The 15597-nt window shown below is 59.7% G+C and carries 15 protein-coding genes and 4 riboswitches; of the genes, 13 read left to right on the plus strand and 2 right to left on the minus strand.

The annotated features are described in order from the left end of the window. Positions 1-2: 2 nt before the first annotated feature. Positions 3-542 (minus strand): flavin reductase family protein, encoded by a 540-nt coding sequence (locus D3250_RS02330; protein ID WP_119901730.1) that lies wholly within the window; start codon positions 540-542, stop codon positions 3-5. A gap of 7 nt (positions 543-549) precedes the next feature. After that, positions 550-637, minus strand: a riboswitch (SAM riboswitch). A gap of 135 nt (positions 638-772) precedes the next feature. Between D3250_RS02330 and mgrA the strand changes: the two genes are divergently transcribed. Next, positions 773-1843 (plus strand): L-glyceraldehyde 3-phosphate reductase, encoded by a 1071-nt coding sequence (gene mgrA / locus D3250_RS02335; RefSeq protein WP_119901731.1) that lies wholly within the window; start codon positions 773-775, stop codon positions 1841-1843. A gap of 30 nt (positions 1844-1873) precedes the next feature. Here the strand turns inward: mgrA and D3250_RS02340 are convergent, their stop codons facing one another. Then, complete coding sequence (locus tag D3250_RS02340) at positions 1874-3313, minus strand: LLM class flavin-dependent oxidoreductase (RefSeq protein ID WP_225973089.1); 1440 nt, start codon at positions 3311-3313, stop codon at positions 1874-1876. Between the two features lie 83 nt (positions 3314-3396). Beyond that, positions 3397-3486, minus strand: a riboswitch (SAM riboswitch). Positions 3487-3610: 124 nt separating this feature from the next. Beyond that, a riboswitch (SAM riboswitch) is annotated at positions 3611-3698 on the plus strand. Between the two features lie 6 nt (positions 3699-3704). Between D3250_RS02340 and D3250_RS02345 the strand changes: the two genes are divergently transcribed. The 12 genes from D3250_RS02345 (at position 3705) to D3250_RS12165 (ending at position 15585) form a co-directional block, all read left to right on the plus strand. Then, complete coding sequence (locus D3250_RS02345; RefSeq protein WP_119901732.1) at positions 3705-4613, plus strand: methionine ABC transporter ATP-binding protein; 909 nt, start codon at positions 3705-3707, stop codon at positions 4611-4613. After that, positions 4613-5287 (plus strand): methionine ABC transporter permease, encoded by a 675-nt coding sequence (locus tag D3250_RS02350; RefSeq protein WP_119901733.1) that lies wholly within the window; start codon positions 4613-4615, stop codon positions 5285-5287. Before D3250_RS02345 ends, D3250_RS02350 begins: the two co-directional genes overlap by 1 nt. Positions 5288-5330: 43 nt before the next feature. Next, on the plus strand, positions 5331-6215 hold the full coding sequence (locus tag D3250_RS02355) for a MetQ/NlpA family ABC transporter substrate-binding protein (RefSeq protein WP_119901734.1): 885 nt from the start codon (positions 5331-5333) through the stop codon (positions 6213-6215). Positions 6216-6232: 17 nt separating this feature from the next. Continuing rightward, a complete protein-coding gene (locus tag D3250_RS02360; RefSeq protein ID WP_225973090.1) occupies positions 6233-7108 on the plus strand; it encodes a MetQ/NlpA family ABC transporter substrate-binding protein in 876 nt (291 codons plus the stop codon). Next, positions 7105-8340, plus strand: coding sequence for an acyl-CoA dehydrogenase family protein (locus D3250_RS02365; protein WP_225973091.1), 1236 nt, complete (start codon positions 7105-7107; stop codon positions 8338-8340). The genes D3250_RS02360 and D3250_RS02365 overlap by 4 nt, the downstream gene beginning before the upstream one ends. 86 nt (positions 8341-8426) lie before the next feature. After that, positions 8427-8524: riboswitch (SAM riboswitch) on the plus strand. 63 nt (positions 8525-8587) lie between these two features. Next, positions 8588-9370 (plus strand): ABC transporter ATP-binding protein, encoded by a 783-nt coding sequence (locus tag D3250_RS02370; protein ID WP_119902254.1) that lies wholly within the window; start codon positions 8588-8590, stop codon positions 9368-9370. Positions 9371-9451: 81 nt separating this feature from the next. Continuing rightward, positions 9452-10504 (plus strand): aliphatic sulfonate ABC transporter substrate-binding protein, encoded by a 1053-nt coding sequence (locus D3250_RS02375; protein ID WP_225973092.1) that lies wholly within the window; start codon positions 9452-9454, stop codon positions 10502-10504. Then, positions 10501-11304 (plus strand): ABC transporter permease, encoded by an 804-nt coding sequence (locus tag D3250_RS02380; RefSeq protein WP_119901738.1) that lies wholly within the window; start codon positions 10501-10503, stop codon positions 11302-11304. The genes D3250_RS02375 and D3250_RS02380 overlap by 4 nt, the downstream gene beginning before the upstream one ends. A gap of 11 nt (positions 11305-11315) precedes the next feature. Continuing rightward, on the plus strand, positions 11316-12731 hold the full coding sequence (locus D3250_RS02385; protein ID WP_119901739.1) for an LLM class flavin-dependent oxidoreductase: 1416 nt from the start codon (positions 11316-11318) through the stop codon (positions 12729-12731). 106 nt (positions 12732-12837) lie between these two features. Further along, positions 12838-13554 carry a hypothetical protein gene (locus D3250_RS02390; protein ID WP_119901740.1) on the plus strand — a complete coding sequence of 239 codons (717 nt, stop codon included), beginning with the start codon at positions 12838-12840 and terminating at the stop codon, positions 13552-13554. A 16-nt stretch (positions 13555-13570) separates the two neighbouring features. Beyond that, the gene (locus D3250_RS02395) at positions 13571-14731 is read left to right on the plus strand and encodes a hypothetical protein (RefSeq protein WP_158583046.1); all 1161 of its coding nucleotides are present in this window, start codon (positions 13571-13573) and stop codon (positions 14729-14731) included. 218 nt (positions 14732-14949) lie between these two features. Next, the gene (locus tag D3250_RS12165; protein ID WP_225973147.1) at positions 14950-15585 is read left to right on the plus strand and encodes a DUF6318 family protein; all 636 of its coding nucleotides are present in this window, start codon (positions 14950-14952) and stop codon (positions 15583-15585) included. Positions 15586-15597 lie beyond the last annotated feature (12 nt).

Below are 15597 nucleotides of genomic sequence, written 5' to 3' on the forward strand. Positions count from 1 at the left end.
GTTCAGGCCTCGTGAGTGGGTAGTGGTGTGAAGGCACTCTGGTGAAAGACCAGTCCGTTGTGCGCCGGGTCGGCTGTCAGGTCGAGGATCTCAAGCACCACAATGTCGTGATCACCAGCGGTGAACTGGTTGTAGATCCGCGTCTTCAGCCACAGGGGAGTTTCGGTGAGCACTAGGGCTCCGTCCTCGTCAGTTGTGTAATCGACCCCCTTGAAGCGTTGGGTTCTGTCCTTTGAAGCGATCTGTCGGCATAGACCCTGCTGTTCAGCGCCAAGCACCGATACGCCTAGATGGGAGGCCTGGTCACGCAGCAGCGGCCAGGTCCCGGAGGTGTGTTGAACGGCGAAGGTCACCAGCGGTGGTTCCAATGACACTCCCACTGTGAAAGTGGAGGCGACCAGACCTTGAGGGGTCCCTTCAATTTCAGCGCTGATCACGACGATTCCCTGGGGGAATTGCGCGAAGGCGGCTCGGAGCTCCAATGGATCCAGTGATCCGCCTCTCACCGAGCGTCTCGCGAGGGTTGCTGCAGACAAAGTCATGGAAAATCTCCCATCGGACCTGGCGGTAGCACCCGGCAGGTTCCGGGTTGCTGCGGCGTCATTGAGCCAGATCTCTCGGCCGCTCGGGATGGACCCTTTCACCGTACGCCTCCACGCAGCGACCCGGCAAAACATGTGTCATATTTCGAGATCCTCCCTGCCTCGAGTCTGAGCAGAGCCTGTCTCGGTAGAGTAACCACCAGAGATCCCTGCGCTGAGAAGGAGAACCAATGAGACAGTCGGTGGATGTATCCAGGTGGGGGCGAGAAACGCACACACCCTACGCGGCGGCCCATGATCGATATTCGCAATTCAACTACCGGCGCGTCGGTCGCAGCGGCCTGCTGCTGCCGCCGATCTCACTGGGGCTGTGGTGGAACTTTGGTGATGCCACTCCGTTTGCCGATCAGCGGAAAATCATCAGGCACGCCTTCGACTCCGGGATCACGCACTTCGACTTAGCCAATAATTACGGTCCGCCCTATGGGGCCGCCGAGGAGAACTTCGGTCGGGTTCTGGCCAAGGACCTCAGGCCATACCGCGATGAGCTGATTATTTCGTCGAAGTCCGGTTGGGACATGTGGCCCGGTCCCTATGGCAACTACGGCTCTCGCAAATACACGCTCGCCAGTTTGGATGAAGCACTAGGGCGCATGGGCCTGGACTACGTGGACATTTTCTACTCCCATCGTGTCGATCCCGACACCCCTTTGGAAGAGACAATCGGGGCTCTCGATACAGCGGTGCGTTCCGGAAAGGCTCTCTATGTGGGACTGTCTTCCTACTCAGCGGAGCGAACCAGGGAAGCCTCACGTATCGCAAGTGAGCTGGGGACGCCCCTGGTCATTCATCAACCCGCCTACTCACTGCTGAATCGATGGGTCGAAGATGGACTGTTGGATGCTTTGAAGGAGACGGGAATGGGGTCGATCGCCTTCACACCTCTCGCACAGGGGCTGCTGACAGACAAGTACCTTAAAAACCCGGAGGCCAAGCCTTCAGGGGGCCGATCCTCATTGTTGAGTCACCATCTCAGTGAGGACAACCTTGATCGACTGCGTCAGCTCAACGATCTCGCCGCAGCACGAGGCCAGACCTTGGCTCAGTTGGCTATATCGTGGCTGCTGCGCGATGGCGGTGCTACCTCGGTTCTGCTGGGGGCCTCGTCGACTAGTCAGTTGGATGAGAACCTTGCAGCGGTGCAGAACACTGTGTTTGCGCAGGAGGAGTTGGACTCTATTGATGAGATCACGCAGGGCGATACGGGTATCAACATCTGGTCGGTATCCTCGGACCTTTGAGAGAAGATGACTCTGCCCCGCCTCGAACACTCAGCCGTTCAAGACTTCGTCTTTGGGGATCTCGGTCGCGGCCGCAGTGAGGTGCGTGAAAGCTCCGCGATAGGCGGCGGCAGGGTGGGAGTTGGGAAGCCGGTCTGATCCGGTCACCTGAGCTCGGAGACTCGTGGTCGACCTCATCTGCTCAGGCGCTCGCGCGAGACCGCGCTCGCGCAGCAGCGGCAACACATGGTCAATGAACTCGTCGTAGGAGCCTGGGATGGTGGAGTTCATGACATTGATGCCGTCAATACCAGCCTCTTGCCATTGCTTGAGCTCCTCGGTGACCTGCTCCGGGGTCCCTACCACGCGTGTTGACCGAGCCCGAAAGTGCGCCAGATCGCGGAGTGTGACACGGCCATGGGGCGCAATCTTCTTGATCTCCGCGAGGTGACCCTGGGCACCTTCGGTGTGCTCCAGGTCGTCCAAGGGCGTATCGATCGGCAGGTGCCCTACGTCCACGCCGAGACTTCCCGCCGTGTGGGCGATCAGGGCGTGATCGTCAATAGCGTCATCCAGATCGCGGGCTCTCTGCTGGGCTTCGGCCTCTGTGGAACCGATGACAAAGGACAGTCCCTGGATGAACTTGACATCCTCCGGCCTACGGCCGAACTTCGCGGTACGTTCGCGAACGTCCTGAGCGTGGGCGGCAGCAATCTCTCGCCGCGGCGCCATCGAGAAGGTGGCTTCCGCATGGGCTGCAGCCAGTTCCCGGCCACGGTCCGAGGAACCGGCCTGAAACAAGTACGGGGTGCGCTGAGGTGAGGGAGAGGAAAGATGCGGCCCTTCGACCGAATAGCGTTCGCCCCGATGACAGATCTTGGCAACTTTGGCCGGGTCCGCGTGGAGGCCACGCCCGCGCTCATGATCAACGGTCTTGTCCTGGAGGAGAGCCCCGTCCTCCCACGAGCCTTCCCAGAGCTTGTAGCAGACATCGAGGTATTCCTCAGCCCAGGCATACCGGTCGTCGTGCTTGGCAAGGCCACTTGCCCCGAAGTTCTTGTGTGCATTCTCTTGAGCATTAGTCACAACGTTCCATCCCACCCGGCCTCCTGAGAGGTGATCTAAGGTGGAGAGCTGCCGAGCGAAGGTGAACGGGTGGGCTTGGATCACCGAGGAGGTCATGGCCAGTCCGATCCGGTCGGTGACAGCCGCCAGCGCGGATAGCAGCACTAGGGGATCGTTGGACGGTACCTGGAGCCCTCGACGCAGGTGTGAAGCCCAGCCACCTTCATGGTCGCCATAAAGACCGACCACATCTGCGAAGAATGCGATGTCGAAACCTGCATCTTCAAGTTTCCCAACCAGGGAGATCCAGTGGGGGAGCTCATTGAAACGGTGTTGCTGGGCCTCCTCGCGTCGCCATGCGCCACCAATTATGTGGCTGGTGGTGTTCATGAGAAATGCGCTGAGGATGAGGGGCTGGGGGGACAAACTGACCTCCGGGGACTCTGTATGCGGGTAGGGGAAGAGGCTGAATTAACTCACGCTGAGAAAAGGAAAAGAACGTAGATTGTCTCCCATCGTTCCTGGCGGTAGCACCCGTCAAGAACACCGGGTTGCTGCGGCTTCACTGAGCCAGATCTCTCAGCCGCTCGGGATGGTCATCACGAAACAGTACGGCTCCATTGAGGCAAATATCAACCAACGCTCCCCAGCGTTTCCTGAGGTGACGATTTATTAACACGGCTTGACGGGGGAATATGTTCACCACGTAGAGTGCGTTGCTGTACACCATCCAGAGCGACCGAGGGATCTGGCCCGAAGACGTCGCAGCAACCGGCCGCAGGGCAAGGTGCTAACGCCAGAACGATGGAGATAGACCATGATTTCGCTACGCCATGTGTCCACCACGTTTGCTGATCGTAATAAGAAGCCTATTGCGGCAGTCGACGATGTTTCTTTAGAAATCGCAGCAGGAAGTATTCAGGGGATTATCGGCTTCTCTGGTGCAGGAAAATCGACACTTCTGCGAAATATCAATCTGCTCGAAAGGCCCACATCCGGGCAGGTATGGATCGGGAACACTGAGATTACAGAGCTGAATGCAGAAGATCTGCGCCAAGCTCGCCATCAGATCGGCATGATTTTTCAAGGCTTCAACCTGGTCAACAACCTCACAGTTCTGCAGAACGTAGAGCTTTCGCTGAAGTTCGCTGGTGTCAAAGATAGGCAGGATCGTCGCCGTCGAGTAGCCGAGGCGTTGGAGATCGTCGATATCACCGACAAGACCCAGAACTACCCTGCCCAGCTCTCCGGCGGGCAGAAGCAGCGGGTGGCGATCGCAAGGGCGCTGGCCACCAAACCGCAGGTTCTGTTGTGTGATGAGCCCACCTCGGCCCTCGATCCGTTCACCACGGCCAGCGTTCTGCAATACCTGGCGGATATCAATACGGAATTCGGCATCACCGTGGTAGTCGTCACCCATGAGATGGAAGTCATCAAGGCGCTGGCTGACAATATCGCCGTGATGGAAGCCGGCAGCGTCGTCGAGCAGTTCCAAGCCAGTGATCTTCGCCGTGCGGCGTTCTCTCCTAGGACCTCGATCGGAAGATACCTGGTCTCTGACGGCATCAGCGTCCGGCGAGCCGGGCAGCCCGGAACTGGGGAAGGGTTCGATCCCGCCGCGGAAAGTTTCCACGACTATGATCAGAAATTCGAGCCTGCGCGTCATGACACTGCTGAACCACGCGGACACAAGATCTTCGCAGCTGTCGAAGGTGGTCTGCGCTGATGAGTTTCGAAATCCTCCGGGACCGCCTTCCCGAGATCAACCAGGCCATGCTCGAAACCTTCGCCATGATAGGGGTGGCCATCCCGCTGGCTGTGCTGCTCGGGACGCCACTGGGAATCTGGCTCTGGAGTCACGCTCCAGCGGGCCTGAACCCCACACCAAGGTCGCACGCCGTGGTCTCTGCGGTGGTCAACATGGTGCGGTCGTTCCCGTTCCTGATCCTGCTGATCGCCATCATCCCTTTTACCCGCCTCATTGTCGGGACATCGGTGGGCACCGCGGCGGTGATCGTTCCTCTCACGATCAACGCGATTCCCTATTTCGCGCGGTTGGTCGAGCAGAACATCACTCAGTTGGGCACCGGCGCCGTTGAGGCTTCACGTGCCATGGGTGCCACCCGCTGGCAGATCATTGGCAATGTGCTGCTTGTAGACGCCAGGCCCGCCATCATCGGATCCATCACCATCACCACCGTCAGCTTCATCTCCTACTCCGCCATGTCCGGATTGGTCGGCGGCGGTGGTATAGGCGATCTCGCCATCCGCTACGGCTATTACCGGTACGAGACCGAGACCATGGTTGTTGCCTGTGTCCTGATGGTCATTTTGGTGACCGTGGTCCAGTACGGGGGCACTCGCGCCGCCCGCTGGACCGATAAGCGCGTTTCCGCCTGACGCGCCTCCTGTCCTACTTCATCCAGACCAAGAAAGATTCACTATGAACGTTCGACGACGCCTGCTCACTTCCACCGCCGCACTCTCCGGGATTGCGCTTGCCGCCACCGGCTGCGGCTTGGCCGGCCAAGATGGAGAGACCATCAGCATTGTGGTCACCGAATCCGCACCGTTCCAAGAGCCCGCAGAGATCGCCTCTGATCTGCTGGAGGAACAGGGTTATGAGCTTGACATCACCTACGTCACCGATATCAATCAACCCAACCAGGTGGTCAACTCCGGTGAGTATGAGGCCAATTACTTCCAGCACCTGGCATACCTGAACAACTTCAATGGAGCCAATGAGACGGAAGTTGAACCCCTGTTCTCGGTCTACTACGCACCCTCGGGCCTGTTCTCTTTGGAATACGACGACGTCGACGACGTCCCGGATGGGGCTGAGGTGAACCTGCCAGTGGACCCGTCCAATAATGGGCGGGCACTACAGCTGCTTGCCGATGCTGGGCTGATCGAGATAGATGAAGATGTACCGGTCATCGAGCTGACTCAGAATCATGTCACCGAGAATCCCAGAGATCTCCAGTTCGTTGAGACCGACCAGCAGTCTGGAGCGCAGGTGCTTCCAGATGTGGACCTGGGGTTCGCCTTCGTTCGGCTTGTCGCTGAAGCGGGTTACGAGGTGGAGGACACATTGGTCCACTTGGAGGACGGGCGTGACGAGGTCCGGACACCTTTCACTTGCGTGGTCGCCGTCGGGCCTGGCGGAGTGACAGACGAACAGGCAGGGGCCCTCCAGGATGCCTTCCAATCCTCTGAAGTGGAGGAGTGGTTCAACGAATACCAGGGTGGAGTAATCGACTTCGCTGACTTCATCACCTTGGACAACGCTGATGAAATCTGGACCGAATTCACTGAGGGTGACGTATGAGGGAATGGAGCCGAACCATGAGACACACACGTATCTCGCAGGATTGGTTGGCCGCTGCCGCAGCCGGCGCGTCCGCTCTGGCGCTGACAAGCTGTGGACTCATGCCCGGCGGAGGGCAGGGTGAGACGATCAGCATGGTTGTGACCGAGAACGCGCCGTTCCAGGAACCCACCGAGATTGCCAAAGACCTCTTAGAAGAGGACGGGTGGACCTTGGACACCACGTATGTCACCGACATCCTCCAACCGAATTTCACGGTCGACAATGGCGAGTACGACGTCAACTTCTTCCAGAACCTCACCTACCTCTGGCAGTTCAACCAGGACCACGATCTTGACCTCGAACCCCTCTTCTTCATGTTCGAGCAGCCCTCAGGGATCTACTCCAAGGAGTACGACGACCTGGAGGATCTCCCCGACAGGGCTCACATTGCCCTTCCCGTGGATACCGCGAACAACGGTCGAGGCATTCAGCTGCTTGCTCGCGCTGGACTGATCGAGGTCGACCAATCGAAGAATACGTCAGAGCTGAGTGTCAACGACATCACCGCGAACCCCAAAGATCTGGAGTTTGTGGAGGTGGATCAGCAGTCCGTCGGCACGGTCTATGACGACGTCCACGCGGTGTTCGGTTTCGCCAGGCTCTTGGCGGAGGTAGATGTCATGCCGGAGGAAGCACTGATTATCGAGACACAGGATGAGGCGCTGCCGTTCGCTATGACGATCGTCGCCCAGCCGGGGTTCCGGGAGACTGAGCCGGAGAAGTATGACGCATTGCAGAGCGCGTATCATTCCGACGAGGTTCGTCAGTGGTACGGAGAGTACCTCGGTGGTCTGCTGACCCCGGCGTTTGACCGTGACGTGGATGCCGCATGGGAGGAGGCGAACCGATGAAGACAACCGCAGACCAGCACACTCTCCTTCCCGGCGACCTCCTCGAAACCATCGCCAGCGGGGCGGTGGAGCGCGAGCTTCACCGGATTCTGCCCTTTGAGGAGGTCAGACTTCTGGACGAGTGCGGTTTCGGGGCGCTGCGCGTGCCCACCGAACATGGCGGCCCAGGGCTGAGCGTCGAGCAGCTCATTGGCGAGGTCATCGCTCTGGCCCGGGCCGACTCCAACATCGCCCATCTCTACCGGGGCCACTTCGGATTCGTGGAGTCTCTGAGATTTCAACCCCCAGAGATCCAAAAAGCTTGGTATCCGAGGGTGCTGAAGGGGAAGACCGTGGGCAACGCCTCGACGGAAAGGGGTGGCAACGCTCTGGGAACACTGAACACCACTCTCACGGCAGGAGAAGACGGCTGGGTCCTAAATGGTGAGAAGTTTTACTCGACCGGCACTATCTTCTCCGACTACACACGGGTCTCCGCCTCGCAAGAGGATGGCGACAAAGGCCGACGGTTTGCTGTGGTGCCGCGCGATGCTGCCGGCGTGACTGTAGCCGATGATTGGGATGGGTTCGGGCAGAAGCTCACCGGTACTGGCACTACCGTTTTTGAGGATGTGGTGGTCTCCCCGCTGAGCTTGCTGAATCGCTCCTACGGTTCGCATGAGGCAGTCCATGAAGCTGCGTTCTTCCAGCTCTACTTGCTTGCGGTCCAAGTAGGAATCGCCCACGCAGCAGTCCGTGACGCGGCAAACCTATTGCGCAGGCGCACCAGAACGTTCAATACCTCAGCAACGGGTGCAGCCTTCAAGCAAGACCCTTTGATCCAACAGGTAGTCGGTCGCATGTCCGCTAAGGCGTTCGTTGCTCAGGCTGCAGTTGTCGAGGTGGCTAGGATTCACGACCAGGCCCTACGGAGCGGGCTTGCGGCAGGAACACAGAGGGCCAGCCACCGGGGTGAGCTGCCAGCTGACGTCTACTCTGCAGAGATCGCCGTCCAGCAAGCGCAGGTGACAGTGCCGGACCTCGTACTGGCCGTGACCCAAGAACTTTTCCAGACCGTAGGAGCATCTGCAACGCTGCGGTCCAAAGCGCTGGATCGTCACTGGCGCAACGCGCAGACCATCGCTACACATAACCCGATCGTGTTCCGTGCGCGGTCAATTGGCGATTATGAAGTCAATGGAACTCTCCCTGAGGGGCTCAACGCCATCGGTGAATCAGGAGCCTCACGATGACCCAGGAATCTTACGACTTGTGACGCGCTCACCATGGTTTTTTGCGGATCACAGTAATGAACACTTACAGTTGACTTCAGCTGTACAAACCATCCAGAGCGACTGAGGGATCTGGCCCGAAGACGTCGCAGCAACCGGCCGCAGGGCAAGGTGCTAACGCCAGAGCCGATGGGAGTGATGATTTTCCGTGACGTCTGCACCTGCTCTTGAGCACCCGCTGCGCACTACTGTGTCTGATCAGCTCGAGATGCCTCCACCGGTTGTGGCGCCGGAGTCGCTCTCCGTCACCTTCAATGAGGTGGGACGCGCCTTCGGTGGCAGGACCGTTTTGCGCAACGTGACCATGACGGTCACTCCAGGGGAAGTCGTCGCGATCCTGGGCGCATCCGGTTGCGGTAAGTCAACTCTCCTGCGGGCCGTCGGCGGTTTGGATAGTGGGTTCACCGGTAGCCTCCTCATCGGTGATAGCGCTGTTACTCGCTACGACGAACGCACAGCAGTCGGTTTCCAGGAGCCTCGACTGCTTCCCTGGCGCAGCATCCGAAAAAACATTGAGCTTGGACTTCCCAAAGACCTCAGTAAGTCTGAGGGTCAGTCCCGCGTGGACGAGCTTCTGGAGCTTGTCGGTCTCTCCGACCGTGCCCACTTGCGTCCCCGCGAAATCTCAGGCGGGATGGCGCAGCGGGCGTCCCTTGCCCGAGCGCTGGCCCGCCAGCCAGGGGTCCTGTTGCTGGATGAGCCGTTCGGTGCGCTCGACGCACTGACTCGGTTGAAAATGCAAGACCTGCTCCTGGACGTGCACGCCAAGACCGGAACCACCGTGCTCCTGGTAACCCACGATGTCAATGAAGCATTGCAGCTTGCCGACCGCATTCTGCTACTCGGTCGCCATGAGTCGGACCCGGTTGAGGGAGCCGCTGTTAAAGCACTCGTCTCAGTTCCGGGCACCCGGCCTCGGGACCGTGCGGCCACAGACTTGGCGCCTCTGCGCGCTGAGCTGTACGCCGGCCTCGGTGTGGACTCTCGCTGAAACTGTAGGCCGCGCCGCGGCCCCCCTGAAGCCACACTGACTGCTCACTCCTCTGCTCGATTCACCATGAAAGGTCCTCACGTGCCCACTTTTCTCCAGACCAGGCTCAAGTCCGCGATTGCTGCCTCAGCAGCCGCGACGCTCCTAGCCACCGCCGCCTGCGGCGGAGACGATGAGCTGGACACCCTCAACATTGACTTCGCCACCTACAACCCGCTCTCTCTGGTGATGCTGGAGCACGGCTGGCTGGAAGAAGAGCTGGAGGACCATGGTGTGGACGTGGAATGGATGCAGTCCCACGGCTCCAATCGGGCCAATGAGAACCTCCGGGCCGGCAACATTCACATCGGCTCCACGGCAGGCTCGGCTGCGCTTCTGAACCGAGCGGTCGGTGCTGACACTCACACCATCCTCATCGAGTCTCAGCCCGAATGGTCGGCCCTGGTCACCCGGGAGGGTTCGGGCATCGACAGTGCAGACGACCTCGAAGGCGCTACCGTTGCAGCCACCCTCGCGACCGATCCGTTCTTCTTCCTCGCCCGGACTTTGTCTGAACATGGCCTCTCACTTGACGACGTTGAAGTTCAATCTCTTCAACACGCTGACGGACGTCAGGCTCTCGACAACGGTGATGTAGACGCCTGGGCGGGGCTAGACCCCATCATGGCAAGCGCTGAGGTTGATGGCGCGGAACTGGTTTACCGGAATGTCGACTTCAACACATACAGCGTCGTCAACGCCACCGGTGATTTCCTGGAGAACCACCCTGAAATCGCCCAAGTAGTCATCAACGTCTACGAACAGGCGCGTCAGTGGGCGGAGGACAACCCTGAGGAAACAGCCGAGATTCTTGCCGAATACGCAAGCATCGACGGCGACGTCGCGGAGCTCGTGCTGAGCGAGCGGGTCAGCTTCGACATCGATCCAGTCCCCGGCGAAGACCTGCACGCCGCGCTGGAACCCGTCGGGCCCTTCTTTGTGGAGAACGGCGACGTCGATAGCCAGGATGCCGTCGACGAGGCGTTGGAAACGCTCTTCCGGTCAGACTTCGCAGAAGACCGCGAAGCCACTGACGCCCAGGGGACTGAGGACGCCGCCGATGAGGCCACCATTACCGAGGACGAGGATCAATGACCACCACACTCGCAGCACAGGCCGCAGCTCCCGGGCGGGCGAAGTCCCTGCCCGGTGGACGCATACTTCTCGGCGCCGCAGTTCCAGTGTTCATCATCGGGTTGTGGTGGTTGGTCACGGGGCCGCTGGATCTCTTCACCCCCACGCAGCTGCCAGCTCCCCAGAGCGTCCTAGATGCGGGGGTGGGCCTGTTTGAGGGTGGAGCGCTGTTCGCCCACGTGGGTATCTCCGTCCAACGCGTGCTGCTCGGATTCCTCTTTGGCGCAGGAGTCGGCCTCCTGCTTGGTTCACTGCTGGGCCTGTCGAGGATCGCCGACGGCCTGCTCCACCCCACCGTGGGGGCCTTCCGGGCCGTACCTTCCCTGGCCTGGGTCCCGCTCATCCTGCTGTGGGTGGGCATCGGCGAAGACGGCAAAGTGCTGCTGATCGCCATCGGCGCATTCTTCCCCGTCTTCACTTCAGTCCATTCAGCTCTGCGCCATGTCGACCCCCATTTGGTGGAAGCTGGCCGCGCTTTCGGCTACCACGGCACCCGGCTGCTGACCACAGTGCAACTTCCTGCCGTGGTTCCTCCGGTGTTCTCGGGTCTGCGACTGGCGTTGGCCCAGTCCTGGTTGTTCCTGGTCGCCGCTGAGTTACTCGCCTCATCCGAAGGGCTGGGATTCTTGCTGATCGAATCGCAGAACAATGGACGGGTTGACCGGTTGCTGCTGGCAATCGTCCTGCTCGCCATTCTCGGAAAAATTACCGACACCCTGCTCGGCTTCATCGAACGCAAAGCACTGAAGACTTGGGCTTGAGAGAGAAAACTATGAGCTATCCCACAACCCCCTCCGGTCATCGAGAGATCTTATTCAACGCCTTCGACATGAACTGTGTGGTGCACCAGTCCCCGGGACTCTGGCGTCACCCTGAGGACCGAGCCCGAGATTACAACACGCTCGCGTACTGGACCCATATCGCTAGGACGCTGGAGAACGGCCTCTTTGACGGGCTCTTCATCGCCGATGTGCTCGGACCCTATGATGTTTTCGGAGCCAGTCCTGAGGCAGCGCTGCGCTCGGGGGCCCAAATCCCCCTGCAGGACCCCTTCCTGCTGGTCTCCGCCATGGCTGCCGTGACCGAGAACCTCGGCTTCGGCATCACCGCGGGTACCGCCTATGAACACCCCTACGCATTCTCCCGTCGCCTCGGCACATTAGATCACCTGACCGGAGGTCGGGTCGGGTGGAACGTCGTCACCGGATACCTGCCCTCAGCTGCCCAGAACATGGGACAGGAAGACCAGATGGAGCACGACCAGCGCTACGATCACGCTGATGAGTACATGGATGTGGTGTACAAACTGCTGGAAGGTTCATGGGAAGACGACGCGGTGGTCGCAGACAAAGAATCGGGGGTCTTCACCGATCCCACGAAAGTCCACCGCATTGAACACCAAGGCGAATATTTCAAGACCCCTGGGATCGGCGTCGTCGAACCGTCACCGCAACGCATGCCGGTGGTCTATCAGGCAGGTGCCTCCAGCCGAGGACGTGCATTCGCCGGCAAACATGCCGAAGCTGTCTTCATCAACCCGCCGACTAAGGAACTCGCTCAAGCCTCGGTGCAACGGATTCGCCGGGCGGTGGCTGACGCTGGGCGAGACCCCTATGACGTTCGGATCTTCGCCATGCAGACGATTGTTACGGGTCCCGACAGCACCTCAGCGCAAGCCAAATACGATGACCTGACTCGATACGTGGACGCCGAGGGAGGGCTGGTACTGATGTCGGGGTGGATGGGTATTGACCTTTCCCATTTCGACCTCGATCAACCTATCGGCGAGGTCGAGTCAAATGCTATTCAGTCCACCGTCGAAACGTTCCAGAAGGCCTCCGGCCGTGAAGATGAGGTTTGGACGGTGCGGCAGCTGGCGGAGTGGGTCGGTGTCGGAGGCTTCGGCCCGGTCATCATCGGCGATGGGCCCACCGTGGCACAGCAGCTGATCGAGTGGCAGGAAGAGACTGACATTGACGGTTTCAACCTGGCGTACCACATCACTCCGGGCACCTTTGAAGACATTGTGGAGTACGTGGTGCCCGAGCTGCAGGGGCTGGGCCGCTACAAGACCGCATACACCCCGGGAACTCTCAGGAACAAACTCTTCGGCCAAGGGGACCATCTTGCGGAGACTCATCACGGTGCCCGGTTCCAACTCCGGCGGTCACAGTTAACAGGGGGCTGAACCTGCCGAGGCAGGACGCGATACTCAAAGCAGACACCGGCTGGGGAGGACCACCGCAGGCGCATTTGGGGTTTAGAGCCTCGCGTGGGGATATTCTTGAGTGGCTATGCTCCAGCTGCTCAGTCTCCTCGAACCATTGCGCGCCCAACAGGCACAGATAAACGCAACCCGTCCGGATCCCCTGCTCGGGGATTCCCAACTGCTGGCTGCGGCGCTGGCGAGCCGGAGCGTGACTGCCAAACGCATCACCGAAGGCCGGTGGGTCTTCGAATTCCGCGGACACGTCATTGGCGGATTCGCCAATCGAGTGACCACCTTAGTCAGTGCGCACTCGCGCCGACTCCTCGGGGATCCTGCTCAGCTGCGTGCTCACCTGGACCTCATGGAGGTTCCGCACGCCATTGGCGCCGACGACGCCTCCGAGCAGTTCCAGCCCATGCTCCCTATCGAACTGGAGGAGCCTGAAAATGAGCAGGATCATCCGGCTCTCCTCCAGGCCTACTGTGTCGGAAAGTCCGTTGTCAGCATGATCGGAGTGATGCCAGACCCTGAGGGTGGCGGAAGGACTCTGACTATAGACGTCACGGACCGTGTGGATGAGGGCATCTCTCAGCTTGCGGTCAACGGTTTGTGCAGCGTTCCGGGGTTGTTGGCAGGAGCCGTCAACATGCAGGTGAGCTCACTGGACACGGCTGAGGGTGGCGTAGTGATCGGTATTGATGAGACCGCCAGCACGGTTCCTCACCACTATCCAGACCTAGGGCCTGGGCGGGGTGTCGCGGAGGCCGTGGCTGAGCATATTCTTTTTACTGCTGCGCTGTGAGGCTATGGTGAATTCCATGCCAGAGACTTACTTTCCCTCTCCCGGTCAGGGTGTTGGGCGCAGGCAGGCTCCTCCGCCGCCACCGGCTGATGCGCCGAGGAGTGAGCGCGCTACGGTGCAGCTGGGGAAGAATCCGACAGCTACTACTCGTTTCATCGCAGAGCACGTGGAGCCGCAGTACGCGCAGTTGCGGCGCTGGAACTCCACTCTCTCTCACGACGAGCTGCTTCAGCGAGCAGCCCGCCGCAAGCGGATGACCATCAAGAAGATCACCGAGTCGAACCAACTGTTTTTCCTCTCGGGAGTGCTCGTAGGGGGAATGGATGGGGTGATTACGTCCCTGGTCAGCCATCAGGCCAGACGGGTTTCCCGTTCCAAGGCTATGACCAAGCGCTACCTCAGTTCGGCCGAAGTGCCGACTCCTAAGGGCAAGGCGATCAATCCCACTGATTTTGCGCGGGCGGTGAAGTACATGAAGGCCCTGGGCAAGCGTGTGGCAGTGAAACCCTCAGCTGGTCGGGCAGCTAGGGGCATCAGCGTCAATGTCACTAAGGAGTCGGAGCTGCGCACGGCCTGGCAGGCTGCGATGGCTGCCCGCTCGGCCACCTCGGAGTCGCGGTATCTGATTGTGATTGAGGAGTACACTCCGGGACTGGATGTTCGGTGCTATGTGGTTGGTGGGCGTGTCGTGGGTGCGGTGGCCCGACTGCCGCTCTACGTCGTTGGTGACGGGGTCTCCACGGTAGGCAAACTGGCTGACCAGGAGCTTGCCCCTCGCCGACAGAACGAGTATCTGAAGAGCCGCCAGCCCGACGTCAGTGATTCGTTCTTGGCGGCTGTTGGAGTGAGCCGTGAGAGCGTGCTTCCGGAAGGCAAGCTGCAGTATCTGACGTCTATCGCTGACACCGGGCGGGGAGGCGGCATCGCGGTGGATGTGCTGGACCTGCTCAGTGTGGAACTCAAGGACTTGGCGGTGGATGGGTTGTGGGCTATCCCGGGTCTAGGCGCTGCTGCTGTTGACTTGCTGGTTCCGGATTTGGGGACCGCTGAGGGTGCTGTGGTGCTAGAGGTCAACCCTTATGCCAACATCATGCAGTTTCATTACCCCAGTTATGGGGAGCCGCGGAAGATCAACGACGCCGTGATGGAGGAGATCCTCGAACGGGCCTCACGCTAGCCGGTTGGAAGTTTTCCACAGATCCTGGTGAGCGTCTGGTGCCAGGGAGTAAGTCTGGTTAGGCTATGTGGCACAGTCCTTACTTCTTGATGAGGGCTGAGCACGTGTATGGATTCGCGGTGCTGCAGGGGGACTCCGCCGTGCCGCGCAAAGGCGCGAACGGGTGACCAATGGTGATAGAGCTCAGAGTTGTGGGGACCGCTGCGGCTGCAGCGCTGATGACTGCGTTGGCAGGGTGCGCGGAGGGGACAGAGCGGGCTGAGGCTGAAGAGGCCCAACCAACCGTCCTAGAGTCTGCGGCCGATAAGACTGCGGGAAGGGACGTCGAGTCATCTCCGGAAGGTGGGGAAGACGGTCCAGGCGATGGCGCGGCGGAAGCATCGGACCCAACCCCCGTTCCGGCCTCCTCTGAGGGGCCAGCTCAAGACTGGCCTGCTCCCGAACCCCCAGAGGAAATCTACGCACCGACAGAGGAAGGCGCAGAGGCTCTCCTTCAGTATTGGTTCGACGCTCGGCACTATGCCCGAATCACTGGGGAAACTGCGCCCTTGGAAGAAGTCTCCCATGAGGATTGTGAAATGTGCCGAGCGGAACTTGAGTTGGTCCGAGACGTATTTGCCAATGACGGCTGGTACGTAAGTGACAGTGATGTTGTGAAGGACATCCATGTTCGATTGGAATCCTCCAAGATTGCGAGTGGTTTATTTATTTTGAAGGAATCAAAATTTGAGTATTACTGGAACCAAGAAAAACAAGGAATAAGCAGACATAACAAGGTGGGGGCTTACCAATTCAAGTTTAGGTATGTAGGCGACCAATGGCGAGTGATCCATTCAAATAATATCGAACTATAGGTGAACTCGAGT

It is taken from the genome of Nesterenkonia natronophila (genome assembly GCF_003595215.1).
Taxonomy (GTDB): domain Bacteria; phylum Actinomycetota; class Actinomycetes; order Actinomycetales; family Micrococcaceae; genus Nesterenkonia; species Nesterenkonia natronophila.